This window comes from Sphingobacterium daejeonense, assembly GCF_901472535.1.
GTDB lineage: Bacteria > Bacteroidota > Bacteroidia > Sphingobacteriales > Sphingobacteriaceae > Sphingobacterium > Sphingobacterium daejeonense.
On the sequence record NZ_LR590470.1, the window covers coordinates 4,691,836 to 4,713,674 of the forward strand.

Below are 21,839 nucleotides of genomic sequence, written 5' to 3' on the forward strand. Positions count from 1 at the left end.
AAAAACCGTTTAGATTTTCTTTCTAAACGGCTCTCTTATTTTTTAATAATATTTTCGATAGAGGTCATACAAAACAGCTTTATCTTTTTCTGTCAGTATCCCTGTAAGGTCTGATTTAATATACTTCCGTTTGAATGATTTTATGGCTGCTTCCTGATTGGTCATATCATATCCCATTAGCTTCAATGCATCAATAGGATTAAAATTCATTGGAGGTGCGACCAAATAATTGGGATTGTACCATATTCCGAATCCTCTTTCTGCCAACAGTTGCCAAGGGAAGAATACATTAGGGTCATCCTTTCTTCCTGGCGCGAAATCAGCGTGCCCAATGAAGTTTTTCTGAGGGATGCTGTATTTGGTCTTCAAGGTGTCCAAAAGGATTTAATAAGGAGTTTATTTGAGCGTCAGGGAATGGTTCTTTGCCATTATTGTCAAGCTCAATTCCAATCGAAACCGAGTTCATGTCTGTAATGGACCCCCATTTACCCCTTCCGGCATGCCATCCTCTCAAATAATCGTTCAGCATCTGCACCACCCTACCGTCGCGACCAATAACATAATGGCTGCTGACCTTGGTGTGCGGTAGCTGGAATGTACGGATTGTCTGTGCTAAATTAGCCTGAGACGTATGATGAATCATTACGAATGAGGGTTTTCTCACATCGTAATGCATGGCACTGGCATAATCATATTGCTTACTGGTGCCCTGCAAAAACATATTCCAGGCAATTTTGCTCTGGAGTTTGGTTTGCACCTGCTAATGGAGGAGCAACTTTTGCTTGCTCAACAACAGCAGGAGTTTTATTTAATGTATCTAGTTTTGGTGCTGAATTTTCAACAATTACTGAAGGAGTAATAACAGATGTATTTGATTGTAATACCTTCGACTTCTTGGCGGTTGAACAACCAACCAAAAACAACACCCCACACACTGCAACAATCAGTCGCTCTGAAATTTTTCTCATCTAATCTATTTTGGTAAATTAAGTAGCAGACCCATTGAAAGCATTTGGTTCCACTGAACGGCGCCATCAAGGGCAGAATCGTAAAGGATTACACCGCCTAATTGCACATTGATCAACGAAGTTACTTTTGCAGTCAATGTAGCATCCAAACGATGTTTTGGATCTGAAAGATCTTCGTAGTCTGCGAATAAGTTATAACGTGACTTCAAGTTCAAGTTCTTCGAAAGATTTCTGTCCAAGTTTGCTGTCAACTGAAAAGCCAGTTCATTTTTAAATGTTTTACCTTCTTCAATACCAAATATCGGACCTGTTCCTTTTGTATAATCCTTTTCATCTGGGAATTCACCGAATTCAGCGAAATAATCTGCGGCATTGCGCGGCTTCAAACGGTTGTCCAAGATCAAGGTCTGTCTGGCAGTACCCGTACCAAACCTTAGTGAAAACGTTTCATCAGGCTTGTACTCCAAAACCGAATGACTCTGTGAAATATCCTGGAGCCATAAAAGAAGATTTCAAAACCGGTTGATGATTTCATTGCCCTCGGTGTCTTTGCCATAGTTATAGGCATTGTCAAACTGCGTTTCGTATGTCAACGACAAGTAGACCGCCCATGATTTCGTCAACTTATAAGCTAACTTGTTATCCCAGAAAATACGGTCATTATTAGGTTTTGCCAACTGCCCTTCATTTTTCACTTTACCGTATTTCAGGTCTAGTTCTGTTGTGAAGTTAAAGTTGTTTCTATTGAATTCTGATTTATGCCAGATTATACCGCCAATAGCGTAGGAGTTCAAACCACCCAGTTTCCAGTTATCGCTGAATGCTGCTTGGTTGAAATTGATCCCTACTTTGGTCCAATGTTTCCAATAATTGACCTGAAGGTCTAACTTTGGAATAGGCACGTTAATGTTTTTGATGGAAAGGGCTTCGCCTTCGTTCTGTTCAGAAATTGTACTATCTGGTTTTACGCGCAATTCACGTAAATCTTGACCCTGAACCGATACGATTCCGAAAATAAAAATGAAAACAGGTAATAGGTAAAGTTTTTATATTCATATTAATTTTCTTTTTTAACATCCAACTTTATGTCTGGCAATTCTCGCAAAGGTCGTAAATTTGGGTGTAGTTTAAATACTTCATATTTACTTTTTATATATTTTACCATTTCGTAATAGTTAGATGTCGTGACAAACTCATATGTAGGCCTAAATAACTGCATAAATACCTTTAGCTCTTCACCTTCCAAACCCACCAAACTGCGCACTAATTCCGGCGTAAAGTAAAAATCAATGATGTTTTCTTCATGCAGCTTTCCAATAAATTGGGTAAACCTTCTGGCGTTCTTACCCTCCTTACTGACCATATTGTATAGCGAATTGATATTTAATCCTGCCCCTGTCATTCCCACGGAGAAAATATCACCGGGTTGTGATAACTCAAAAGCCTTGCCATAATCTCGTTTTATCTCATTTTAAAACATCGTCAGGGTTCTTTCGACCCATTACAGTCACGGTTTCTATCGCCGAAACATTCTCCTTCAGATTCACGATGATGGCAGATTGATTGTTATAGGTTATGGTATCAGAAAAATAACCTGTCTTTTTTAAAAACAAGGATATCACCTGCTTTTATTGCCAGTCTTAAACTCTCCGCGAGCATCGTTATAAATATATTTCTGAGTATTTAGATTTCTAACCTGGACTTCCCCCAGCCTACGCTTTGTGTCTTTATCATATACGATACCTTCCAAGCTTTGTTGTGCATACAACAGAACCGGCGATAGCGAACAAAAGATTAATAAAATACGAACAAGGATTTTCACTCTTATAAAACTACGTCTTAGAAGGATATCTTGCTAATATTTAACAATTTTAACGTCTCTTGTAACTATTTTGATACGACAAGAAGCTGTCCGACCGTTACAGCATCAGTTGACAAGCCGTTCCAAGACTTGATGTCATTTACTGTAACATTGTATTGTCGAGCTATGGAGTACATGGTATCAGTTGCTTTCACCTCATAGATTTGCATGGCTACCGGCTTTTTGATTTCTTCAACTGGAGCAGGTGGCTCTACAACTTCTTTTTCTTCGATCACCTCTTCTACTTTTTCAACCCTAGCGATTGCCTCCACGGGAGCTTCTGCTTGGTCATATTGTTGTAGGTTATAGCGCTCTATTAAGTCGATAAGAAGGTCTGGGTACCGAGGGTTAGTTGCATAGCCTTGCAGCTTTTAAGCCTCTTGCCCAACCTTTGTAATCGTCTTTTTTGAGGGTAAACAAGCCTTCGTAACGCTTTACGGAGAAGAAATTGAGAGTGATCTCGGAAAGATTGCTCAGGATGAGAATAAACTCGGAAACAATCATTTGCTATGTCATCAGGGGCGATTGACAGATTTGCCGTTCCACGAACCTCCACATTTAATCCCAAAATGGTTGTTGGCTTGGGTAGCTAGGTAGCTATTTCCGTTGCCAGATTCCAAAATGGCCTGTGCTAACTTAATACTCGCAGGAATACCATATTTGTTCATTTCCTCAATGGCAATTCCCTTGTATCGATCGATGTAAGCTAGCCCACTAGTGGATGTTCCTTTGTTGCTAGATGAATTAGGGGTGTTAACGGTGCCTCCTCGGCTACCGTTTTGGGTGTTTGAGAACTGTAGATCTTTTTGAACCACAGGAAACAAAAAATAAGGCCAATATTAAACTGGCCAGTAAAAACTTCTTCATCTACTTGACAAATGAGCTTAGTTAAGATTCGTTTTTTCGTCGTACTTTTCTAGGTCATATCTGTCGATTGTAGAGATTACCTTTCTCGACCAATCTCCAGTTTCAGAATAACCAGAATTTGCTATTCCTTTAACCCATCCTTTGTAATCTTCAGAATCGTGTTTGTTGAATAATGGCTTTGTAGCTTTTCTTCTTTGCAAAAGACCAACAAAATCGCGGTAAGAATCCAAAACTGAACCGTATCCTTTGTATGCGGAACGGATTTTTTTGCTGTTGTTCTTCCCTTTGATTCCAAAGTGATTATTCAAATAGCGTGCAATTCTGCTGTTGCCGTAGGCACTTTCATGAATTGCTACTGCTAGGATTACAGAAGCCGGAACTCCTGTTTCACGCATTAGCGTTTGAGCTGCTGGGCTATGTTTCTCAATGTACGATCTGGTCGTATAATCTTGAGCTTGAAGCCCTAAAGTTGAAAGAGTAGTAAGTATACATACTACTAAAATCTTTCTACAATAATTTAGCATAAAACTTGTTTTAGTTTAACACTACTTTTTGCGTAGCACAAAAAGCCCATCTCTAATCGGCAGAATAAGTTTTTCAACTCTTTTATCCTCTGCCAAGGTTTGATTTAATTCTATCACTTGCTGTGTTTGTTTGTCAGGGTTTTCATTTAAAACCTTTCCTTTCCACAAGACATTGTCAATTAAAATCAGACCGCCTGGTCTTACTCGATCGATCAATGTGTTGAAGTAGTAAAGGTTTCGTTTCTTATCGGCATCTATAAACACCAAATCGAATTCCCCTTCTATGGTTGGAATAACTTCCGCCGCATCTCCAATATGATATTTGATTTGACTAGCATAGGGAGATTCATCAAAATATGACTGAACTCGTTCTTGCTGTTCCTCGTTGATATCAATGGTATGCAAGGCTCCATTGTCCTCCAAACCTTCTGCTAAACACAGGGTCGCATATCCTGTAAAAGTACCAATCTCTAACGCGAACCTCGGATGTACCATTTTGCTCAACATAGCCAGTACTCTTCCTTGGTAATGCCCCGATAACATGTGCGGCATGGTCTCCTTCAGATAGGTCTCTCTATTGACCTTTTTTAGTAACGGATTTTCTTGGTCCGTAGTATCTTCCAGATAGCTGTTTAGTGGATTGGACTCTTCAAACATACTGCGCAAAGATAAATATTAGCCATCAAACTTACCAAAGAATTTTTTATAAACGTCTGTGAATCAATATTTTAATAAGTAACAGGAAGAAGGTAAAACAGCGTTTAAAGGTGATTTAAGCGTCCTGCAAAAAGCCAATATTTTTTCTTTTAATTTAAATTACGTCATAAAACTGACCAATTTAAACTTTGGTAATCAGAGTCTATCTTGAAATTTATGCCATAAAAAAAGGCCCATATTTTCGAAAAATATGGGCCCCAAAAACTATACAAAAACCTCTAGTCTAAAGAGGCTGTTATTAATCTTAAAAATTCAGAACGGGTAACGTCGTTTTGGAAGGCGCCTGTAAACGCTGAAGTCGTTGTTACGGAGTTTTGTTTTTGTACTCCGCGCATCGCCATGCACATATGTTTACATTCGATAACAACCGCAACACCCGCTGGTTTTAGAGTATCCTGAATACAGTCGCGGATTTCATTGGTCAAGCGCTCTTGAACCTGAAGTCTTCTTGCGAAAATATCTACAACACGAGGGATCTTGCTAAGGCCGACTATATGCCCATTAGGGATATAAGCAATATGTGCCTTACCGAAGAAAGGTAACATGTGGTGTTCACACATTGAATATACTTCAATGTCCTTGACAACTACCATTTGGCTGTATTCCTCTTCAAACATTGCTCCACGAAGAACTGCCGCTGGGTCGACGTCATATCCATGAGTTAAGAATTGTAAAGCTTTGGCAACACGTTCAGGAGTTTTAATCAAACCCTCACGGTTTGGATCTTCTCCCAATGCTTGTAGAATATCTTTATAATGTTCTGCAATTCGTTCAACATTCTTCTCGTTGTATTGGTCGATCTTCAAATAACCGTCCTGTTCTTCTTCTTCAAATTGTTGAAATTTGCTCATTCTAATTTGTTATTGGTGAATTATTCGCCGAAATATTCGACATAATTGTTTTCGGTTTCATGAAGTCTAACCACATGTAGGATTACATTTTCCTTTTCGAACAAAGGTTTCAAAATGTTGAAGATCTCAACGGCGATCACTTCTGTTGAGGCCATTTTATCTTTCATAAAATCCACATCAAGGTTCACATTTTTATGGTCTAGCTTGTCGATTACTTCTCTAATGATAATGTCTTTCATTACTTTCAAGTCGATAAGGAAACCCGTTTCTGGATTGATATGACCTTTAACAGTCACAAACAAGTCATAGTTATGACCGTGCCAATTTGGATTGGAGCAATTACCAAAGATTCGCTCATTTTCCTCAGCTGACCAATCTTCACGATAGAGCTTGTGGGCGGCATTAAAGCGTTCGCGGCGTGTAATATAAATCATAATGACAAAGATAAAGTAAATTAACGTAATTTAGTATTTTGAGGTACATATATGAAAACTCTCGTTGTTGCTGCTACAGAACTTGAAATATCCGCTTCCATTCCCACGTTAATCGAAACAAATACAGATTATTTGGTCACCGGTGTTGGCATGGTTGCAACCGCCTTTTCCATGGGGCAACACCTCACCAACAATTCTTATGATTTATTAATAAACGTTGGCATCGCAGGTACCTTTAATCCTTATCATCATCTAGGATCAATTCATAGAATTAAAACCGACCGTATACACGAATTTGGAGCAGAGAATGACCAAGACTTTATCCCCATTGATAGCTTAGGTTTTGGAAATTCGGTTTTTGTAGAAATATTACCCCAACTATCCCTCCCGGCAGAATTTTATGATATCCCATACATCGATGGGATTACGGTAAATAAGGCCCATGGGTCTGAAGATAGCATCAAAAAGATCAAAAATGAATATGGATTAGGCCTATTGGAGAGCATGGAAGGCGCGGCATTTTTTTATGTGGCCAACAAACTGAGGATTCCCTGTGTCCAAGTGAGGACTATTTCCAACTTAGTAGAGCTAAGAAACACGGAGAACTGGAACATTCCATTGGCATTAAAAGAGCTCAATACGTGGTTACAGAGCTTTGTTACTGTGCTACAGAGCTCCTAACCTGCTTTGTAAATCGATTGTGTAGACCCTTTTACATCGAAAATAGTACAAACCTCCTGCGGAAATTCAATAAATAATAGTATTTTTGCCTATCTAAACAAAATTCACTATCTGTAATACTGATGAGAGAAATACAATTCAGAGAAGCGCTTCGCGAAGCAATGAACGAAGAGATGCGCAAAGACGAAACAATCTTTTTAATGGGCGAGGAAGTCGCTGAATATAATGGTGCGTACAAAGTAAGTCAAGGTATGCTTGATGAATTTGGTGCAAAACGTGTTATTGACACCCCAATCGCAGAGCTTGGTTTTGCAGGTATCGGTGTTGGTGCAGCAATGAACGGATTGAAACCAATCATTGAATTCATGACATTCAACTTCTCTTTAGTTGCGATTGACCAAATTATCAATGCGGCAGCTAAAATCCGCCAAATGAGTGGTGGTCAATTTTCTTGTCCGATTGTATTCAGAGGTCCTACAGGTAATGCTGGTCAATTAGGTGCTCAACACTCCCAGAACTTTGAAAACTGGTTCGCTAATACGCCAGGATTGAAAGTTGTTGTTCCTTCAAACCCTTACGATGCCAAAGGATTATTGAAATCTGCTATCATCGATCCAGATCCAGTTATTTTCATGGAGTCTGAGGTAATGTATGGTGACAAAGGTGAAGTTCCTGAAGAAGAATACTACCTACCTATCGGAAAAGCAAATGTCGTTAAAGAAGGTACTGCGGTAACAGTTGTTTCATTTGGTAAAATGATCCCTCGTGTGGTACTTCCTGCAATCGAAGAATTAGAAAAAGAAGGTGTAAGCGTTGAGTTGATCGATTTACGTTCGGTTCGTCCTATCGATTTCCCTACTATCATCGAGTCTGTTAAGAAAACTAACCGCTTGGTAATCGTTGAAGAAGCTTGGCCTTTGGCTTCAATCTCTTCTGAGGTTACTTTCCACGTTCAAAAAAATGCATTTGATTATTTAGATGCACCTATTGTGCGTGTTACATCTGCTGACGTTCCTCTTGGTTATGCTCCTACTTTGGTAGAAGCTTCTTTACCAAGCATTGCGAAAGTGGTTAAAGCCGTGAAAGAAGTTTCTTATTTGAAAAAGTAAGAATTAAAATATTTTAATAAAAACCTCAGTAAAAAATGTACTGAGGTTTTTTTTGTGCAAATAATTTGTATTTTTAGTTAACATAAATCATAGAATATGAAAAAATTACTAGTACTATTCCTTCTGTCTTCCGCAGCACTTTCTATAAAGGCACAGGAGGTAGACTTTAAAATGAAATTACCCCTAAATGAAGCTTATAAATCTTCAGTAACCATGAAAATGGACATTGAAGGCCAACAAAGTATGATCATGGACATGGCTATTAAATCAACGGTCACTCCGACTAAACTTGAAGGGACAAATTATACATTCGAAAGTATAATGGATGCCGTAAAAGTTGATATGGACGCAGGGATGATGACCATGAGCTATGACTCGGAGACTCCTTCTGATGATCCTACTAGTGCAATGTTAGGAGCACAATTCGAAAAAATGCTGGGCAAGAAGATGATTATGGTTACTTCGGATAGAGGGAAACTGATCAGCAGCGAAGGTATTGAGGGTATGGATAATGCATTGGACAACATGGGAATGACCGCATCGTACCCAGAAAAAGCAGTGAAACCTGGAGATACATGGCCATCTGAAGTTGAAGCAAAAGGTATTAAAACCGTTGCGAACAACAAATTCGTAGGAAAAACAGACGAAGGTTACCAAATTGAATCTATCGGTGAAATGAAAGGCGAAGGTGATGCCAAAATCGGAAATTTCAACGCTAATTACATCGTCGATCCGGTAACATTCTTTACAAAGTCTGCAACCATTAAAATGGACATGGAAGTAGAAGGACAAAAAGTTTCAACGGACATGATTATGTCGGTTACGAAATAAGACGTTTAGAAAAACAAAAAGCCCGACAGCATGCTGTCGGGCTTTTTTATTTTCTTATTGCGATTACGCGTTAATTTCTGATTGGTATGCATCAGCAGACAATAGACCATCTACGTCAGCAGCATTGTTTAATTTAACACGGATAATCCAACCTTCACCATAAGGATCAGAGTTTACCAACTCAGGGTTTGAATCAATTGCGTCATTTACAGACAAAACAGTAGCTGTTACTGGCATAAAAAGATCAGATACAGTCTTAACAGCTTCCACTGATCCGAAAACTTCGTTTGCTGCAACCTCATCACCTACAGTGTTGATGTCTACAAACACGATATCACCTAATTCTCTTTGAGCAAAATCTGTAATACCAATAACTGCTTCATCACCTTCTACAAGAACCCATTCGTGATCTTTGGTGTATTTTAATTCTGAAGGAAAATTCATGTCTTTTCTATTTGTTTTTCCCCCAAAAATAGGATTAAGAATGGAGAATACAAAAGTTATTGTATTTTTATCCTATGAATCCCAGCATCGCCAAACTATCAGATATTGCCCTAAAAGAAGATCGATTAATCATTGGGTTAATGTCAGGAACATCCTTAGATGGACTGGACATAGCAATCTGTAAATTCAATGGAAACGGTAATAATACCAAGCTTGAACTCCTCAAGTTTGAAACCATGGATTATACCCGTGAATTTAGAGTATGGATTCGAAAGGTTTTCGCCAAGAAAACCATTGACCAGCAGACCCTTTGTGGATTAAATCCCTATATAGCAGAAATACATAGCAACTTAATTTTAAAAGCGCTCAAGAAGTGGAAGATAAAGCCTGAGAAAATCGATGTTATTGCTAGCCATGGTCAGACTGTTTTCCATGCGCCACAATCGCTGACAGGTGATCGCTCTCTTCCAAACAGCACCCTTCAACTTGGAGATGGTGACCATATTGCCGTTAAGACCGGAATAATATGTCTTTCGGATTTTAGACAAAAACACTTGGCCGCAGGTGGAGAAGGCGCCCCTTTGGCGGCGTATGGTGATTACCTCCTATTTTCTTCTGAAAATGAAAACAGGATATTATTAAATATAGGAGGAATATCAAACTTTACCTTTCTTCCTAAAATTGGTTCCGAATCAAAGGCCTACGCCACTGACCTTGGCCCGGGAAATACAATGATGAACCAATACATGGAAAAGCATTTTGGACTAGAAATGGACGAAGATGCAGCTGTAGCTAAAAAAAGGAAAGGCCAATGACGTTCTTCTGAAAGAACTTATGAATGAAGAATTTTTGGATTTGAGCTTCCCCAAAACAACAGGTCCCGAACTGTTCAATTTAGAGTATCTGAACAATGCCCTTAAAGAAAACAGCTTTACAAAACCTGAGTCATGAGGATACTATGGCGACCTTAAATCTGTTTTCTGCGCAGACCATAATAAACGGAATTAAGAAAGCTACGAAAGACATGGATGGGTTTAAGGTATATGTGAGCGGCGGCGGTCTTCACAATCCATTGACTATGCAGCAGCTCCAGGAAGAGTTTCCTGGACAAGTTACTTCTTTCTTGGACCTTGGCATAAATCCGGATGCTAAAGAAGCTTGTTTATTTGCTGTTCTGGCAAATGAAACGTTAGCGGGCAATCCTCAATCTGTAAAAAATATTAAAGACTCTCCCGCGGTATGCATGGGAAAAATAAGCTTGCCTTATTGATCTAAGGCTTGGTGGATAAATTCTTTGAAAGGTATCATCGTTGCATAACTCGAAATAACCGTTTTCCAAGGCTTTTGCAGACTCCATGTCCTTCCGGCTGATATTCATTGACAAGATGAAACTACGGTGCTTTAAAAGCTCTATATGTTCGTTGTCCGCTGAATATCCTGCAGGAGGCCTCTGCAACTTGTCCTCAGGATGAAAGATCTTCAGCTTTCCAACCTCCTTTTTTCAATGCTTCGAACAGTTCCGGAGCACTATAGTCAATTTCCTGTCTGATGGCTTCCAGGTGGTTCTTATCTGGTCTCCAATATCCCACAGCAATGAAAGTTCCATTGGGCTCTATGTGGATATAATATTCAGGTCCTGCCAATTTTCTGCCATCTACTGAGATTCCGGCAGCAAACCATGATTTGTAAGGGTCCTTGTTTTTGGAAAACCGAACATCTCGATAGATTCTGAAAAGACATTTCTTCGCGGAAATATCCTGGTTGATATGCGGATCCATGCCAGAAAGTCCAACAATGATTTGTTCTATAAATTCAGTAACATTCTTCAAAGCGGCTTCATAAGCAGACTTATTCTCTTGAAACCATTCTCTATTGTTGTTTCTTTAAGATTGTTTAAAAAGTCAAAGGTTGCCTTTTCTATTTTCATGGTAAATTAAAATAAGGTAAGCAAAATATAAACTAAAGGTGCAGCAATTAAAAGCCCGTCAAATCTATCTAAAAAGCCACCATGACCTGGTAAAATACTTCCTGAGTCTTTGATGCCCAAACTTCTTTTCAACATGGATTCCAACTAGATCTCCCAGGGTTCCAAAGATTCCAATGATAGCAGCAATCATTACCCATTCTAGTTTTGTTAGAGTTCCAAACCAATAGGAAAGTCCAAAGGCAAACGCCCATAGCCAATAAAACACCGCCAATAAATCCTTCCCATGTTTTGTTGGGACTTATGCGTTCGAATAGCTTTGTCCTTCCCAGGGCTCTTCCTGAAAGATATGCCCCTGTATCATTTGACCATAGGATAATTAAAAATCCCATCGGGATATATGGATTGAAATCTCCATTGATAAATCCTAACCCAATAAAAAACAAAAAAGGAATCGTGCCATACCAAATTCCTAATAGGGTATAGGCAATATCATGAAATGGTTTTGCTCTTTTAAGATATAGGGATGAAATAAAAAGAAGAGAAAATAGCGGTATTGCTAAGCCATAATATTTTAATTCTATATAACCCAAAAAGTATGCAATGGCGATGGTTGCCAAAACGATGGAAGTAACTAATCCAAGACCTTCCAAGGGTTTCGTTTCCTCTGTTTTACAGATGGTAAAAAACTCTTTAGCAGCAAGAACCCCTACAATTCCAAAAAAGATGGAGAATACATATTCATTAAAAATCGTTGCGCAGACGAGTGCAACAACAAAGAAAAATCCAGTAATAGCTCTTGTTTTCATTTATTCTTCTTCATCTCCAAAAGAATCGATCAAAGCCAAAGCTTCCACGGAATGTTCTTGATCGACATACAACTCAACAACACCAAATAAATAGGATGAGTCCTGTTTATTTAATACTACTGCCGGAATATTGTTTTTCAAGGAGCATGTTTTTAACAATCTCTGCCTCAAAAGGTTTATTGTATACTTTGATTTTCGTCCAGTTTGAGTCCATTTACTTTATTTTTTTGTTGTGATATCTTATAAAAATAATAACCCTACACCGATGCTAAGGATAATACTCCCGATATATAATGGTACACTATATGCGTCGGAGTTTTGTAAGTCTTCGTAGGTCTTTCCATCTTTGAAATAAAAAAACGCTATTATAGTTACTGAAACGTTGTTCAGAAAGTGTGCAAACACGGGAACCCAAATGTTGTTTGTCCATAATAAGGCATAACCGAATATTAATCCCAGGAACATTCTCGGAAAGAAGCCATAAAATTGAACATGAATAGCTGAAAAGATGATTGCAGTTACCCAAATTGCAACATGGGCATTTTTGAACATCCTTTCAAAGATCTTCTGCAATGCCCCTCTAAAATAGAATTCCTCAACAATTGCCGGCAAAACAGCCATCACAAGAATATTCAGCAACAGAAGGTCTATCCGATCTACCATGACCAACCGCTCTGTCAATTCTGTCATCTGATCTTCTTGGCTACGCATCCAGTTCTCAGTATTCTCCAAAAAACTTGGAAGCTTCATGTCCATGTTCCAACGGGCTGATTAATTCCATCGCGGGATTAAAAAACAATTAGGAAAGCAAAAATCAAGATCAAAAAATGTGCCTACCTTATAGGGTTCAGAAGGAAAATATTTGACCTGCCTTTTTCAATCATCTGAAGGAATAAGGCAGGAAGTAGAAATGTGGAGATACTGCTAACACCCAAAAGTAAATATAACATGTTCGTATCCTCAGGGTATATATTTCCCCTGAATTTAGAATACTGTTGATATCACCACTGCTGAATACCAATGCCTAAGACAACAAACAGTTGCAAAACAAAAGTGCAAGCAAAGTCAGTCCCAAAAGAATCATCAGGGATAACCATGGCGAATTTGGCTTAGACTGGTACATAATTGGTTTCCTTAAAACTAAATATCACATTTATCATCTGTACAGCTCGGTGCTGAACTATCCCCTCCTAAAAACGTAATGTCAGGATTGCTTTCTTTCCATTCTGAAAAGCTTTTTTCCAGGGCTTCTACGAAAACACTTTCCGGTTTGTGCTCCAGAGATCGCGTATTTGCGGTTCAACAGGAAAAAAGGAACTCCGCGGATTCCAATCTGTTGTGCCTCGCGATGTCCTGCTTTACTTCGTAGGCATATTTATCACTATTTAATGCCTCTTTAGCGGCATCTTCAGAAAGACCAACCTCTTGAGCTAATGACAATAAAACGCTGTCATCTTCAATATTCAATCCGTCTTCAAAATGAGCCTTAAAAAGTTTCTCCTTCATTGCTGTACCCTTACCTTCTGAAGCAGCAAAATGAATTAACTCATGAGCTTTAAATGTATTCGCAGGGATATTTGTGCTGAAATTAATGTTAACACCCGCATTTCTGCCTATCTGCTCAACATGATTTGTCATTTCCTTAACCTGTTCCAAAGGCATTCCTTTAGACGCACTCAAGTATTTGTAAGTCGTATCACCCTCGACGTGATGGTAATTGGGATCTAATTGATAGCTTTTATACTTAACCTCAATCTTATCCTTGAAACTTAAAGAATCAAGAGCTTTTTCAAAATGAGCCTTTCCGATATAACAGAAAGGACACATGATATCGGACCAAATTTCTATTAGCATTCCCAAAAATACTTTTTAAATTCTAAAAAAGAACGAAAGCCAAGAGCAAAACCCTTGGCTTTCGTTGAATATTAGTTTACCCTGACAGGATCTACAGGTTTTTTAACCTCCTTGGTAAGGATAAGTTTTTCATTTCCTCCAATAGGATCTGAACTGTTCTTTCGAGCTGTGGATCTTTTCCTTGCAACAGGTCTTTAGGCATTTGCTCTACGAATACATCTTGGTGCAACACCTTCGTTTTCGATGATGTAGTTGCCTTCAAGATCAAAGATTCCAAAGTTAGGTGAAGTTACCATTCCACCGTCCAGCAATTGTGGATAGCCAGAAATACCGACCAAGATTCCCATTGTTGTTCGGCCAACTAATTTGGCCCAAGCCTTTGAACCTGAACATATACGGCATCATGTCTCCACCAGAACCTGCATTCTCATTTATAATCATGGCTTTTGCGACCAAAGATTCCGTTTCCAGGGGTAGTGAAGCTTTTACCGTCACGAATTCCCCCATCCAGATATCAATTCCCGTAGACAATAGATCAATTACATAATCTGCAACAGAGCCACCACCATTGTTTCTTTCGTCCAACAGAAGGGCTTTTTTATCCATCTGGGAGAAGTAATAACGGTTGAAAGAAGTATAACCCTCTCTGCCCGTATTAGGCATGTAAACATAGGCTATTTGACCGTTACTTAGGGAGTCAACCTTCTTGCGGTTGTTTTCCACCCAAAACTGTCTTCTTAGCGCAACCTCATTGCCAAATGAAATAGGTTTTACCGTAATTTCTTTAGCACCAGCCATTGACGGTTTATCGTTTACTTTGCAATCCATATTTGTTTATCAACTGTAAAATCAAATAAGCTATAAATATCCGTATCGGCAGTCAGTTCTTTTCCATTTACGGCAAGAATATACATCCCTTCTTTTACACCCCAAACCTGGTTCAGCAAGAGGAGCTTTGAAATTAGGGTTCCAGTCCGATTCTGGTTGTAAATTCTCTTGATTTTATAACGGTTGTTTTTCAATTACGATAATCAGCCCCCAATACGCCTTGCAGAAAACAGACGGAGCAGATGGTTCGTCGCCAGGATAAATATTAACTGTGCCCTACAACCAATTTCACCAAGCATCTCATTCAATAAATAACTAAAGATCAGAACGATGGTTTACATAGGGGCAGGAATTTCTCGTACTTCGCTTTTACAGCATTCCAGTCTGCACCATGCATGTTCTCGACATAGAAGAAATCTTGCTGCATAGCCCAAACTTCATTAAAGATCTGCTTCCATTCTTCTTCAGGTTCAACCCTTAATTTAATGTCATCAAGCTTGAGCTTACCGGTATCGCCTGCCGGTTTTTGACCTGCTGCAACAATAAAGTATCCTTGAGCATTTCTATATATAGCATTTGTTTCCCATCATGACTGATGCTAAAGCCTCTAGTTTTTTCAACCAATTAATTTTTCCTCAAGCTTTTTAAGATCATAAGCATAAATATTCCCTTCCCTTACATAGATTAGCATATTCTCTACTGATCCATCAAAACCATAAGAACCATTCGGAATACCTAATGCAATAATGCGATTGTTGATGTTATTGAAATTCTACCTTGATAGGTTTATTCTGATCTTTGGACTCTTCAGATTTCTTATCTTTAGCTGAGTCTTTTTAGATCCCTTCTTATCTTTTTTATCTTCCTCTTTTTCCTCTTTAGAGTCCTCTGTTTTTATTGTTTCCTCATCGCTTTCATTCTTGAAAAATTGAAGGAGAATCACTGGACAAAATAAAGGCATAAGTAGAGTATTGCGATCTTCTGTCGTAAGCGGTTCATATGGAGACCAGAGTTTGTTAACCCCACGTCAGATACTCGCATTAAAAATAAGATATTTTCCATCTCTTGTAATATAGGGCGTTGCACCTCACTCATTCCGTCTGTAACCTGTTGAGACTGCTTCGTATCAATATTATACATATGCACGGCATTAACACCGCTCTTGAGTGTTTTCACATAAGCTATCCATTTTGAATCTGGGAGACCAGCTCGATTCGAAATAATTATAAGAACGCCCGGTATGTGAGCCCTAAATAATCATCATCCACTTTTGTGATTTTCTTGGAATCAATGTCAACAAAGAATAGATTTAAGTGTGAATCATTGTAAAAAAAGCTTTTTGCTGTCTGGAGACCAAGTAGGTTGGAAATAAAAATTTGATGTTCCCAAGTTGATATAAACAGGTTCGTCCATTCCTTTTTGGTCCGCGTAATACGAGTTCATATTTTCCATTTTTGTCAGAGACATAGGAGATCCATTTTACCGTTGGGAGACCATGCTGGGAATTTTTCGTGGGAACCTGGGGAATTTGAGATGTTCCTGGCGTCACCTTTTTCCTTTGGAACAGTAAAAATCTCGCCCCTAGCTTTCGAATAAAGCGCGCTGTCCCGTTGGGGAAATTTTCAAAATTACGAAGGTCGTCTTTCATATCTACGTAATGCCCTCTTTTTGATAAAGCATCCGCTTGGAATATGAATAGCAATAGGAATTAGTGGTTTTATTAGCGGTATTAAGCAAATGAAGCTTACCTGCTTGCTCAAAAAATCAGCTCAGAACCTTTGCCTTGAAGGGTCCTTACATCGTAATCACTGAAATTTGTTAGTTTACTGACCTGTTTTGTATTAACATCATAACTAAATACATTGACGATCTTGTCTCTGTTCAGACAGGAAATATACTTTATCGCCTAACCAAATAGGTTTGACATCATTGCATTTCTCGCCTGGTATAACCTGTACATCATGCGTTTGAGTATCAAATATCCAAATAGACGGCATCCCTCCTCCGCGATAACGTTTAAAAGCGGACGCGATCTCTTTCTGTAGGATCACCGTTTTTTATATATGCCCAATATCTACCATCCGCAGAAGGGGAACCTTGATTTGCCTCAGGCATAATCAATGGATAATCTACAGAAACCGTCAATTTTGGTTTTATATAACCTTAATCCAAGGGAATAGTTCAATTCACGTTGGGTGGCGAAGTAAACCTCATCGTTTGATAACCATCCTCTTAAAACATCACCTGCAGGGTGGCTAGTAACTCGCTTGGGCTCGCCTCCTTGAATGGATATGGACATACACATCTGTATTTCCATCATAGTTGCCTGTAAAAGCTATTTTCGAGCCATCTGGTGAAAAGATTGGGTTTTGTTCTACGGCAGGATTGACCGTGAGACGACGTGGGTTTTGACCGTTTTTATCGGCAATCCAAATATCACCGCCATATACAAAGCTGATATGGTTCTGACTGATGCTTGGGTTTCTCAATAATAGGGTTTCTTCAGCTGTTTGGGCAAAACTGAGTTGACCAGCAGCTAAAGCAAATAAGGTAATTATATTCTTTAGCATTTTAATAAATTGGTGTTAATAAATTGGTAAGACAATAAATATACAAAAAACGCCGACACAATGTATCGGCGTTACTTTATTTATAGTAATTAACTATGCTTCTTCAGACGCGATTTCCTCGTCTACTAAAATTCTACCACAGTGCTCACAAATAATGATTTTCTTTCTTTGGCGAATTCTGATTGTAACTGAGGTGGGATCTTGTTGTGACATCCTGAACAGCTATCACGCTCAATTGAAACCACTGCCAATCCGTTACGGAATGACCTACGTAATTTCTTGATTACTTTTAGTAAGCGCTCGTCGATATTCTTTTCAGATTTTCAACTTCTGCTAACAATTTGTCTTCATCCTTTTGAGTCTCAGACGTGATTGTTTCCAATTCTTGTTTCTTGGCATCCAACTCACCTTTGCTGAAATCTACGTTTCTTCGCTGTAGCTTCATAAGCTTCAGTTTTGTTCTTGATTTCGAATTCAGCTTCACGGATTACGCTTTTCACAAACTTGAATCTCTAACCCTTGGATTTCTATCTCTTTTGAAATAGCATCGTACTCACGGTTATTTTTAACTTCGTTTAGTTGTGTTTCGTATTTTTTGATTGGCTGCCTGCGCATCTTTGATCATGTTTTTGCGCTTTCACAATAGAATCTTCTAATTCGTCCAGTTCGTTACGAATTTTTTCGATACGTGTATCTAAACCTGCAATCTCATCTTCCAGGTCTGCTACCTCGATAGGTAGTTCTCCACGTACTTGGCGAATCTTGTCAATCTCTGTTTCGATTGATTGCCAAGCCCATAAAGCTTTTAGTTTTTGTTCTACGGTTTGTTCCATTAACTGTAGTATTTTATTGGATTTGTGTCTATTTCCGTCAATAGGAGAGCAAAGTTAGCAAATTTTTTCTGAATTATATCTAACAATAATTCTTGCGTAAATTGTTCGCTTTCAAAATGTCCGATATCTGCAATAATAATCTCGCCTTCAGCATCAAAAAAATTCATGATACTTATAATCTGCCGTAATGAATATATCAGCCCCTGAACGCTTAGCATCACCCAGTAAAAAGCCTCCAGCACCTCCACAGACTGCCACTCGGCTGATTTTCTTGCCCAACGTTTTCGTATGTCGAATCACATTCAGCTTCATCTTATCTTTCAGATAAGCTAAAAACTCCATCTCATCCATCGGGTTTTCAAGATTGCCAATAATGCCAGAACCAACATATAAAAATGGATTATCCAATCCAACAATTTGGTAAGCTACTTCCTCATAAGGGTGTGCCGATAACATCGAAACCAATATCTTGCGCTCTGATTGAGCAGGAAATATAACTTCAATCTTGGTTTCTTCCACACGTTCTTGGTCACCTACCGTTCCAATGGCAGGATTTGCGCCTTCTAATGGCCTGAATGTCCCATATCCAGCGGTATTATAACTACATTGGTCATAATCGCCTATTGCGCCAGCACCTGCGTCAAATATAGCCTGACGAACCTCTTCAACATGAGTTCTGGGAACATAAACAACCAATTTCTTCAATAATCCTGTTTTAGGACGCAATACAGCTTGACTGTTTAAATTTAACATATCAGCCATTTTTGAACTTACTCCTCCCAAAAACATTGTCAAGATTGGTATGGATGGCATAGAGAGCAATGTTATTCTTGATTGCTTTTATAACCACACGCTCCACATAGTTCTTTCCGGTGAATTTCTTTAAACCAGAAAATACAATAGGATGATGAGAAATAATCAAGTTGCATCCTTTTGCTATGGCATCATCAACTACAGCCTCTGTACAATCCAAAGAGATTAAAGCTTTTTTGAACCTCCTGTTCAGGATCACCAACGATCAGACCTGAGTTGTCATAGCTCTCTTGATAGTTTAATGGTGCTATTTCTTCTAAATATTTTATAATCTCTTTAATTCTCATCTTTTTTTGATTTTCCCTCTTCAGTTTCCAACCATTTATTATGCTCTAACAACAATACTCTGTATTGATTGATTTTAAACCAATAAGTAATGAAATAAACAAAGCTTACCACCATGCCCAAAATTCTCCAGAACAATGGGAAAGGGAAATTATATATTAAAAACGACCAGGCATAGGTCATCCCAGCAGTAAAGGTAGGGTCTTCCTCAACAGCGATCTTACGATCATAGAATTCATTGTTCAAAGAATAAGATAACCGCCTTGCTACTTCAAAATTCCAGTAGATATTAAAAAATGGAACGACTAAAAACCATGCTTGATTGGGCAATATCGCTTGATTTTCCTTAGAAATAAGCTTTAGAGTACTCCTAACAGTATTGGCAAAAAGTACCCATATAATTAAAATAACGACTACGAAAAAAATACTGATTCTTTCAATTTCAGCGGTCAGTTCGGGCGAAAGTACATCGTTCATTTATTTTTCGTTGTTTAAGATTTTCACTAATTCATCTAGTTTATTGATCTGTGGATTATGGTCTGCTTCCATTTCGATCACTTTCCAGTTATATTTCTTTGCTCGCGTTGAAAAGAAATAAAAATCATCCTTCCCTACCCCATTTTTTGGATCAAATGTCAAGATATACGTGCTGGGTATCTCTAATCTTTTGCTGTTTTTTAAAACTATGGATTCCTTAATAGATGCCAATGGATGTGGTACATCTCTTGGAAAGGCCGTTGTATCTTTTTACCCAAGACGGAAATACATATTCTCCATCTGGACTTGAAATGATGTCTGCTGTAGGGCTGCCTTCCACATAAGCAGCTACACTCTCTCCGTTTTCAGGAAGAAATGCATCTAAATAAATGACCTTTTTTAACTTCTCGGGAATACTGTCCGCCACTCCTGTTACGACCATCCCTCCGTAGCTGTGACCAATGAGTATAACAGAGTCCAGCCTTTCGAATAAAATCGTATTTACAACATCTTTGATGTGGGTGCTTAAGTTGATATCAGCGTTTGCCAAATGGTATCTCTCGCCTAATCCGGTAAGATTAACCCTATATACTTTCGAACCTAATTTCTCAAGTTCATTTGCGGTATTCTTGAATTGCCAAGATCCGCCCCATGCTCCGTGAACAATAACATAAGTTGGCTGTTGCGCAAAAATGTTTAAACAAGGAAAGCTCAACAACAGTATTAAAAATAGGGCAAACTTTTTCATCATCTATAAAAATACGATTTTATGATGCAAAAATTAAAAATATACAAGGCTTCTTGTGCAAATCAATCGTTCTGTTCCTCCAATCAGCTATTGTTTTGGTTTTAATATACTCATCTTCACCTGTTACATTACATGCAACACATAGTTTTGTCTGGGGTTTGCAGCTTTTCAATAACTCGGAAAGCATTTGATTATTTCTAAAAGGTGTTTCAATAAAAATCTGCGTACTTCTTTCTCTGGCACTCTGATTTTCCAAATCCTTAATAGCTTTTGTTCTAGCACCTTTATCTATTGGAAGATAACCTTTGAAGCTAAAATTTTGACCATTAAAGCCAGAGGCCATCAATCCCAATAGGATTGAACTTGGTCCTACCAATGGAATAACCCTGATTCCTCTTCTATGAGCTTGGAATACCACATCAGCGCCTGGATCAGCAACCCCTGGGCAACCTGCTTCCGACATCAAACCCATATCACTGCCTTGCTCTACCGACTTGAAAATTTCAGTATAATTAATCTTTTCACGGCTATGTTTACCATAATCATGGATAATAAGCTCACTCTGTGGCCTTTTAAGTCCCGCCTCTTTCAAGAATTTCCGAGCTGTTTTTTCATTCTCTACCACATATTCCTTGATATTATTGATGATATCGTAATGGAGAATGGTATATGAAGCTTTTTCGGCATGCTCTGCCAAGGGTACTGGGAGTAGATATAAAGTGCCTTTTGCCATGTTACAAACCTAATCATTTGCCATTTAATTTAACAAAAATTGAGTTCTATTAATATTTTAACTTTTACATAATTGAAATATTACATAAATAATTTGAGGCTTCAACTTTTTGTTTGTTACTTTATTTCAAACACTTATGGATTATTATTGTCTTATAAATGTAAATTAGAAGAACCATAATCTCGATATTTTGTCTAAATGAGGAGAATATATATATTTGGTTGACTATGACAACACAAACTACATCAGGTGTAAAAATTTCAGTTGAATCCACTTATCAGTCTGAATATTCTAATCCAGAGAACGAACATTTCATGTTTGCCTACAGGATTACAATAGAAAACTTGAGTGAATATACCATTCAATTGGTAAGACGACATTGGAATATTTATGACTCTATTGGCTTGAATAAGCAAGTAGATGGTGATGGTGTGGTAGGCGAGCAACCAATCCTACAACCTGGGGAGATGCATCAGTATGTATCGGGCTGTAACCTGAAAAGCGATATGGGTTTTATGGAAGGATACTATGAAATGATCCGTGAAATGGACAACTCTATCTTTCATGTTCATATCCCCAGATTCAATTTAATCGCTAACTATCGCCTTAATTAAGGTACCCTCCTTCCGTCAACTTACTGTATACTTTTCATTATTAATTTATTCCTAATAAATATTT

The 21,839-nt window shown here is 38.4% G+C and carries 43 protein-coding genes and 1 pseudogene; 7 read left to right on the top strand and 37 right to left on the bottom strand.

Annotation, left to right across the window (positions count from 1 at the left end; translation table 11 throughout):
• Positions 1 to 42 precede the first annotated feature (42 nt).
• The 12 genes from FGL31_RS27125 to FGL31_RS22280 form a co-directional block, all read right to left on the bottom strand.
• Positions 43 to 369: a hypothetical protein gene (locus FGL31_RS27125; protein WP_232047092.1), complete on the bottom strand. Its 327-nt coding sequence runs from the start codon at positions 367 to 369 to the stop codon at positions 43 to 45.
• On the bottom strand, positions 320 to 643 hold the full coding sequence (locus tag FGL31_RS27130) for an N-acetylmuramoyl-L-alanine amidase (protein WP_232047093.1): 324 nt from the start codon (positions 641 to 643) through the stop codon (positions 320 to 322). The genes FGL31_RS27125 and FGL31_RS27130 overlap by 50 nt, the downstream gene beginning before the upstream one ends.
• Before the next feature lie 55 nt (positions 644 to 698).
• Positions 699 to 968 carry a polysaccharide biosynthesis/export family protein gene (locus tag FGL31_RS22245; protein WP_138094564.1) on the bottom strand — a complete coding sequence of 90 codons (270 nt, stop codon included), beginning with the start codon at positions 966 to 968 and terminating at the stop codon, positions 699 to 701.
• A 5-nt stretch (positions 969 to 973) separates the two neighbouring features.
• Positions 974 to 1,435 (bottom strand): DUF481 domain-containing protein, encoded by a 462-nt coding sequence (locus FGL31_RS27135; RefSeq protein ID WP_232047094.1) that lies wholly within the window; start codon positions 1,433 to 1,435, stop codon positions 974 to 976.
• Between the two features lie 45 nt (positions 1,436 to 1,480).
• Entirely contained in the window at positions 1,481 to 1,942 is a 462-nt protein-coding gene (locus FGL31_RS27140; protein WP_232047095.1) for a DUF3078 domain-containing protein, read from the bottom strand.
• Positions 1,943 to 2,025: 83 nt separating this feature from the next.
• Positions 2,026 to 2,331, bottom strand: a complete 306-nt coding sequence (locus FGL31_RS22255; protein ID WP_138094566.1) for a hypothetical protein — start codon at positions 2,329 to 2,331, stop codon at positions 2,026 to 2,028.
• Between the two features lie 524 nt (positions 2,332 to 2,855).
• On the bottom strand, positions 2,856 to 3,101 hold the full coding sequence (locus FGL31_RS27145; RefSeq protein WP_232047096.1) for a LysM peptidoglycan-binding domain-containing protein: 246 nt from the start codon (positions 3,099 to 3,101) through the stop codon (positions 2,856 to 2,858).
• 243 nt (positions 3,102 to 3,344) lie between these two features.
• Entirely contained in the window at positions 3,345 to 3,644 is a 300-nt protein-coding gene (locus FGL31_RS27150) for a glucosaminidase domain-containing protein (protein ID WP_232047097.1), read from the bottom strand.
• Positions 3,645 to 3,713: 69 nt separating this feature from the next.
• On the bottom strand, positions 3,714 to 4,220 hold the full coding sequence (locus FGL31_RS22265; RefSeq protein WP_099369803.1) for a glucosaminidase domain-containing protein: 507 nt from the start codon (positions 4,218 to 4,220) through the stop codon (positions 3,714 to 3,716).
• Positions 4,221 to 4,241: 21 nt separating this feature from the next.
• Positions 4,242 to 4,877, bottom strand: a complete 636-nt coding sequence (locus FGL31_RS22270) for an O-methyltransferase (RefSeq protein WP_138094568.1) — start codon at positions 4,875 to 4,877, stop codon at positions 4,242 to 4,244.
• A 278-nt stretch (positions 4,878 to 5,155) separates the two neighbouring features.
• On the bottom strand, positions 5,156 to 5,788 hold the full coding sequence (gene folE, locus FGL31_RS22275; protein WP_099369805.1) for a GTP cyclohydrolase I FolE: 633 nt from the start codon (positions 5,786 to 5,788) through the stop codon (positions 5,156 to 5,158).
• Positions 5,789 to 5,808: 20 nt separating this feature from the next.
• Positions 5,809 to 6,222, bottom strand: coding sequence for a 6-pyruvoyl trahydropterin synthase family protein (locus FGL31_RS22280; RefSeq protein ID WP_099369806.1), 414 nt, complete (start codon positions 6,220 to 6,222; stop codon positions 5,809 to 5,811).
• 51 nt (positions 6,223 to 6,273) lie between these two features.
• Between FGL31_RS22280 and mqnB the strand changes: the two genes are divergently transcribed.
• The 3 genes from mqnB (at position 6,274) to FGL31_RS22295 (ending at position 8,843) form a co-directional block, all read left to right on the top strand.
• Positions 6,274 to 6,903 carry a futalosine hydrolase gene (mqnB, locus tag FGL31_RS22285; RefSeq protein ID WP_138094570.1) on the top strand — a complete coding sequence of 210 codons (630 nt, stop codon included), beginning with the start codon at positions 6,274 to 6,276 and terminating at the stop codon, positions 6,901 to 6,903.
• A gap of 122 nt (positions 6,904 to 7,025) precedes the next feature.
• Entirely contained in the window at positions 7,026 to 8,012 is a 987-nt protein-coding gene (locus tag FGL31_RS22290; protein WP_138094572.1) for a pyruvate dehydrogenase complex E1 component subunit beta, read from the top strand.
• Between the two features lie 96 nt (positions 8,013 to 8,108).
• A complete protein-coding gene (locus FGL31_RS22295; RefSeq protein WP_138094574.1) occupies positions 8,109 to 8,843 on the top strand; it encodes a DUF6263 family protein in 735 nt (244 codons plus the stop codon).
• Positions 8,844 to 8,906: 63 nt separating this feature from the next.
• Here the strand turns inward: FGL31_RS22295 and gcvH are convergent, their stop codons facing one another.
• The gene (gene gcvH / locus FGL31_RS22300) at positions 8,907 to 9,287 is read right to left on the bottom strand and encodes a glycine cleavage system protein GcvH (RefSeq protein ID WP_138094576.1); all 381 of its coding nucleotides are present in this window, start codon (positions 9,285 to 9,287) and stop codon (positions 8,907 to 8,909) included.
• A gap of 74 nt (positions 9,288 to 9,361) precedes the next feature.
• Here gcvH and FGL31_RS28585 point away from each other — a divergent pair, with 74 nt between their 5' ends.
• The 3 genes from FGL31_RS28585 to FGL31_RS28595 are packed head-to-tail and all read left to right on the top strand — an operon-like array spanning position 9,362 to position 10,557.
• Positions 9,362 to 10,102 (top strand): anhydro-N-acetylmuramic acid kinase, encoded by a 741-nt coding sequence (locus FGL31_RS28585; RefSeq protein ID WP_262709208.1) that lies wholly within the window; start codon positions 9,362 to 9,364, stop codon positions 10,100 to 10,102.
• A gap of 19 nt (positions 10,103 to 10,121) precedes the next feature.
• Positions 10,122 to 10,238 (top strand): hypothetical protein, encoded by a 117-nt coding sequence (locus tag FGL31_RS28590; protein WP_262709209.1) that lies wholly within the window; start codon positions 10,122 to 10,124, stop codon positions 10,236 to 10,238.
• Entirely contained in the window at positions 10,198 to 10,557 is a 360-nt protein-coding gene (locus FGL31_RS28595) for an anhydro-N-acetylmuramic acid kinase (protein ID WP_262709210.1), read from the top strand. The genes FGL31_RS28590 and FGL31_RS28595 overlap by 41 nt, the downstream gene beginning before the upstream one ends.
• Here the strand turns inward: FGL31_RS28595 and FGL31_RS28600 are convergent.
• The 24 genes and pseudogenes from FGL31_RS28600 to FGL31_RS22360 form a co-directional block, all read right to left on the bottom strand.
• On the bottom strand, positions 10,477 to 10,743 hold the full coding sequence (locus FGL31_RS28600; protein WP_262709211.1) for a DUF2461 family protein: 267 nt from the start codon (positions 10,741 to 10,743) through the stop codon (positions 10,477 to 10,479). The two genes, FGL31_RS28595 and FGL31_RS28600, sit on opposite strands and share 81 nt — an antisense overlap.
• A 7-nt stretch (positions 10,744 to 10,750) precedes the next feature.
• Entirely contained in the window at positions 10,751 to 11,116 is a 366-nt protein-coding gene (locus tag FGL31_RS27155; protein WP_232047098.1) for a TIGR02453 family protein, read from the bottom strand.
• 104 nt (positions 11,117 to 11,220) lie between these two features.
• Positions 11,221 to 11,349, bottom strand: a complete 129-nt coding sequence (locus tag FGL31_RS28605) for a phosphatidate cytidylyltransferase (RefSeq protein WP_171017775.1) — start codon at positions 11,347 to 11,349, stop codon at positions 11,221 to 11,223.
• Positions 11,343 to 12,020 carry a phosphatidate cytidylyltransferase gene (locus FGL31_RS22315; RefSeq protein WP_171017776.1) on the bottom strand — a complete coding sequence of 226 codons (678 nt, stop codon included), beginning with the start codon at positions 12,018 to 12,020 and terminating at the stop codon, positions 11,343 to 11,345. The genes FGL31_RS28605 and FGL31_RS22315 overlap by 7 nt, the downstream gene beginning before the upstream one ends.
• Positions 12,021 to 12,161 (bottom strand): DUF2007 domain-containing protein, encoded by a 141-nt coding sequence (locus FGL31_RS22865; protein WP_171017777.1) that lies wholly within the window; start codon positions 12,159 to 12,161, stop codon positions 12,021 to 12,023.
• A gap of 99 nt (positions 12,162 to 12,260) precedes the next feature.
• Positions 12,261 to 12,776: a CPBP family intramembrane glutamic endopeptidase gene (locus tag FGL31_RS22320; RefSeq protein WP_138094578.1), complete on the bottom strand. Its 516-nt coding sequence runs from the start codon at positions 12,774 to 12,776 to the stop codon at positions 12,261 to 12,263.
• A 543-nt stretch (positions 12,777 to 13,319) separates the two neighbouring features.
• On the bottom strand, positions 13,320 to 13,874 hold the full coding sequence (locus FGL31_RS22325; RefSeq protein ID WP_197734372.1) for a DsbA family oxidoreductase: 555 nt from the start codon (positions 13,872 to 13,874) through the stop codon (positions 13,320 to 13,322).
• A 91-nt stretch (positions 13,875 to 13,965) separates the two neighbouring features.
• A complete protein-coding gene (locus FGL31_RS27160) occupies positions 13,966 to 14,151 on the bottom strand; it encodes a hypothetical protein (protein WP_232047099.1) in 186 nt (61 codons plus the stop codon).
• A 2-nt stretch (positions 14,152 to 14,153) separates the two neighbouring features.
• Positions 14,154 to 14,702, bottom strand: coding sequence for a S41 family peptidase (locus FGL31_RS27165; protein ID WP_232047100.1), 549 nt, complete (start codon positions 14,700 to 14,702; stop codon positions 14,154 to 14,156).
• A complete protein-coding gene (locus tag FGL31_RS27170) occupies positions 14,687 to 14,896 on the bottom strand; it encodes a PDZ domain-containing protein (RefSeq protein ID WP_232047101.1) in 210 nt (69 codons plus the stop codon). Before FGL31_RS27170 ends, FGL31_RS27165 begins: the two co-directional genes overlap by 16 nt.
• Before the next feature lie 128 nt (positions 14,897 to 15,024).
• Positions 15,025 to 15,129: a hypothetical protein gene (locus FGL31_RS27175; protein WP_232047102.1), complete on the bottom strand. Its 105-nt coding sequence runs from the start codon at positions 15,127 to 15,129 to the stop codon at positions 15,025 to 15,027.
• 345 nt (positions 15,130 to 15,474) lie between these two features.
• Positions 15,475 to 15,663, bottom strand: coding sequence for a hypothetical protein (locus tag FGL31_RS27180; protein WP_232047103.1), 189 nt, complete (start codon positions 15,661 to 15,663; stop codon positions 15,475 to 15,477).
• A gap of 359 nt (positions 15,664 to 16,022) precedes the next feature.
• Positions 16,023 to 16,145 carry a hypothetical protein gene (locus FGL31_RS28610; RefSeq protein ID WP_262709212.1) on the bottom strand — a complete coding sequence of 41 codons (123 nt, stop codon included), beginning with the start codon at positions 16,143 to 16,145 and terminating at the stop codon, positions 16,023 to 16,025.
• A 573-nt stretch (positions 16,146 to 16,718) separates the two neighbouring features.
• Entirely contained in the window at positions 16,719 to 16,847 is a 129-nt protein-coding gene (locus FGL31_RS28615; protein ID WP_262709213.1) for a hypothetical protein, read from the bottom strand.
• A 110-nt stretch (positions 16,848 to 16,957) separates the two neighbouring features.
• Entirely contained in the window at positions 16,958 to 17,272 is a 315-nt protein-coding gene (locus tag FGL31_RS27185) for a hypothetical protein (RefSeq protein WP_232047104.1), read from the bottom strand.
• Positions 17,273 to 17,365: 93 nt separating this feature from the next.
• Positions 17,366 to 18,105: pseudogene (locus FGL31_RS30210) on the bottom strand (zinc ribbon domain-containing protein).
• Positions 18,105 to 18,272 (bottom strand): hypothetical protein, encoded by a 168-nt coding sequence (locus FGL31_RS29480; RefSeq protein WP_317131116.1) that lies wholly within the window; start codon positions 18,270 to 18,272, stop codon positions 18,105 to 18,107. Before FGL31_RS29480 ends, FGL31_RS30210 begins: the two are co-directional and overlap by 1 nt.
• Positions 18,259 to 18,858 (bottom strand): Nif3-like dinuclear metal center hexameric protein, encoded by a 600-nt coding sequence (locus FGL31_RS29485; RefSeq protein WP_317131117.1) that lies wholly within the window; start codon positions 18,856 to 18,858, stop codon positions 18,259 to 18,261. Before FGL31_RS29485 ends, FGL31_RS29480 begins: the two co-directional genes overlap by 14 nt.
• 1 nt (position 18,859) lies before the next feature.
• Positions 18,860 to 19,078 (bottom strand): Nif3-like dinuclear metal center hexameric protein, encoded by a 219-nt coding sequence (locus FGL31_RS29490; protein WP_317131118.1) that lies wholly within the window; start codon positions 19,076 to 19,078, stop codon positions 18,860 to 18,862.
• Positions 19,053 to 19,205 carry a Nif3-like dinuclear metal center hexameric protein gene (locus FGL31_RS29495; RefSeq protein ID WP_317131119.1) on the bottom strand — a complete coding sequence of 51 codons (153 nt, stop codon included), beginning with the start codon at positions 19,203 to 19,205 and terminating at the stop codon, positions 19,053 to 19,055. Before FGL31_RS29495 ends, FGL31_RS29490 begins: the two co-directional genes overlap by 26 nt.
• Positions 19,195 to 19,680, bottom strand: coding sequence for a hypothetical protein (locus FGL31_RS22345; protein ID WP_099369221.1), 486 nt, complete (start codon positions 19,678 to 19,680; stop codon positions 19,195 to 19,197). The genes FGL31_RS29495 and FGL31_RS22345 overlap by 11 nt, the downstream gene beginning before the upstream one ends.
• Positions 19,681 to 19,911, bottom strand: coding sequence for a hypothetical protein (locus tag FGL31_RS22350; protein WP_138094580.1), 231 nt, complete (start codon positions 19,909 to 19,911; stop codon positions 19,681 to 19,683).
• A complete protein-coding gene (locus FGL31_RS22355) occupies positions 19,898 to 20,431 on the bottom strand; it encodes an alpha/beta fold hydrolase (RefSeq protein WP_138094582.1) in 534 nt (177 codons plus the stop codon). Before FGL31_RS22355 ends, FGL31_RS22350 begins: the two co-directional genes overlap by 14 nt.
• 16 nt (positions 20,432 to 20,447) lie before the next feature.
• Positions 20,448 to 21,161: an SAM-dependent methyltransferase gene (locus FGL31_RS22360; RefSeq protein WP_138094584.1), complete on the bottom strand. Its 714-nt coding sequence runs from the start codon at positions 21,159 to 21,161 to the stop codon at positions 20,448 to 20,450.
• Positions 21,162 to 21,388: 227 nt separating this feature from the next.
• Between FGL31_RS22360 and apaG the strand changes: the two genes are divergently transcribed.
• Complete coding sequence (gene apaG / locus FGL31_RS22365) at positions 21,389 to 21,775, top strand: Co2+/Mg2+ efflux facilitator ApaG/CorD (RefSeq protein ID WP_099369224.1); 387 nt, start codon at positions 21,389 to 21,391, stop codon at positions 21,773 to 21,775.
• The last annotated feature ends 64 nt before the right edge of the window (positions 21,776 to 21,839 follow it).

Excerpts from the sequence above, each read along its gene's own strand:
- FGL31_RS22290 (WP_138094572.1), top strand. The coding sequence starts at position 7,026 with ATGAGAGAAATACAATTCAGAGAAGCGCTTCGCGAAGCAATGAACGAA.
- FGL31_RS27165 (WP_232047100.1), bottom strand. The coding sequence starts at position 14,702 with ATGGATTGCAAAGTAAACGATAAACCGTCAATGGCTGGTGCTAAAGAA.
- FGL31_RS22255 (WP_138094566.1), bottom strand. The coding sequence starts at position 2,331 with ATGGTCAGTAAGGAGGGTAAGAACGCCAGAAGGTTTACCCAATTTATT.
- FGL31_RS22345 (WP_099369221.1), bottom strand. The coding sequence starts at position 19,680 with ATGAACGATGTACTTTCGCCCGAACTGACCGCTGAAATTGAAAGAATC.
- FGL31_RS22295 (WP_138094574.1), top strand. The coding sequence starts at position 8,109 with ATGAAAAAATTACTAGTACTATTCCTTCTGTCTTCCGCAGCACTTTCT.
- FGL31_RS22265 (WP_099369803.1), bottom strand. The coding sequence starts at position 4,220 with ATGCTAAATTATTGTAGAAAGATTTTAGTAGTATGTATACTTACTACT.
- FGL31_RS29485 (WP_317131117.1), bottom strand. The coding sequence starts at position 18,858 with ATGTTAAATTTAAACAGTCAAGCTGTATTGCGTCCTAAAACAGGATTA.
- FGL31_RS22355 (WP_138094582.1), bottom strand. The coding sequence starts at position 20,431 with ATGATGAAAAAGTTTGCCCTATTTTTAATACTGTTGTTGAGCTTTCCT.
- FGL31_RS27185 (WP_232047104.1), bottom strand. The coding sequence starts at position 17,272 with ATGCTAAAGAATATAATTACCTTATTTGCTTTAGCTGCTGGTCAACTC.
- FGL31_RS28605 (WP_171017775.1), bottom strand. The coding sequence starts at position 11,349 with ATGTTGAAAAGAAGTTTGGGCATCAAAGACTCAGGAAGTATTTTACCA.
- FGL31_RS22320 (WP_138094578.1), bottom strand. The coding sequence starts at position 12,776 with ATGGACATGAAGCTTCCAAGTTTTTTGGAGAATACTGAGAACTGGATG.
- FGL31_RS27130 (WP_232047093.1), bottom strand. The coding sequence starts at position 643 with ATGATTCATCATACGTCTCAGGCTAATTTAGCACAGACAATCCGTACA.
- FGL31_RS29480 (WP_317131116.1), bottom strand. The coding sequence starts at position 18,272 with ATGAATTTTTTTGATGCTGAAGGCGAGATTATTATTGCAGATATCGGA.
- apaG (WP_099369224.1), top strand. The coding sequence starts at position 21,389 with ATGACAACACAAACTACATCAGGTGTAAAAATTTCAGTTGAATCCACT.
- FGL31_RS22245 (WP_138094564.1), bottom strand. The coding sequence starts at position 968 with ATGAGAAAAATTTCAGAGCGACTGATTGTTGCAGTGTGTGGGGTGTTG.
- FGL31_RS22280 (WP_099369806.1), bottom strand. The coding sequence starts at position 6,222 with ATGATTTATATTACACGCCGCGAACGCTTTAATGCCGCCCACAAGCTC.
- FGL31_RS29495 (WP_317131119.1), bottom strand. The coding sequence starts at position 19,205 with ATGAGAATTAAAGAGATTATAAAATATTTAGAAGAAATAGCACCATTA.
- FGL31_RS22360 (WP_138094584.1), bottom strand. The coding sequence starts at position 21,161 with ATGGCAAAAGGCACTTTATATCTACTCCCAGTACCCTTGGCAGAGCAT.
- folE (WP_099369805.1), bottom strand. The coding sequence starts at position 5,788 with ATGAGCAAATTTCAACAATTTGAAGAAGAAGAACAGGACGGTTATTTG.
- FGL31_RS28590 (WP_262709209.1), top strand. The coding sequence starts at position 10,122 with ATGAATGAAGAATTTTTGGATTTGAGCTTCCCCAAAACAACAGGTCCC.
- FGL31_RS28595 (WP_262709210.1), top strand. The coding sequence starts at position 10,198 with ATGCCCTTAAAGAAAACAGCTTTACAAAACCTGAGTCATGAGGATACT.
- gcvH (WP_138094576.1), bottom strand. The coding sequence starts at position 9,287 with ATGAATTTTCCTTCAGAATTAAAATACACCAAAGATCACGAATGGGTT.
- FGL31_RS22315 (WP_171017776.1), bottom strand. The coding sequence starts at position 12,020 with ATGAAAACAAGAGCTATTACTGGATTTTTCTTTGTTGTTGCACTCGTC.
- FGL31_RS22270 (WP_138094568.1), bottom strand. The coding sequence starts at position 4,877 with ATGTTTGAAGAGTCCAATCCACTAAACAGCTATCTGGAAGATACTACG.
- mqnB (WP_138094570.1), top strand. The coding sequence starts at position 6,274 with ATGAAAACTCTCGTTGTTGCTGCTACAGAACTTGAAATATCCGCTTCC.
- FGL31_RS22325 (WP_197734372.1), bottom strand. The coding sequence starts at position 13,874 with ATGCTAATAGAAATTTGGTCCGATATCATGTGTCCTTTCTGTTATATC.
- FGL31_RS27180 (WP_232047103.1), bottom strand. The coding sequence starts at position 15,663 with ATGCCTTTATTTTGTCCAGTGATTCTCCTTCAATTTTTCAAGAATGAA.
- FGL31_RS28610 (WP_262709212.1), bottom strand. The coding sequence starts at position 16,145 with ATGAACTCGTATTACGCGGACCAAAAAGGAATGGACGAACCTGTTTAT.
- FGL31_RS27175 (WP_232047102.1), bottom strand. The coding sequence starts at position 15,129 with ATGCAGCAAGATTTCTTCTATGTCGAGAACATGCATGGTGCAGACTGG.
- FGL31_RS28585 (WP_262709208.1), top strand. The coding sequence starts at position 9,362 with ATGAATCCCAGCATCGCCAAACTATCAGATATTGCCCTAAAAGAAGAT.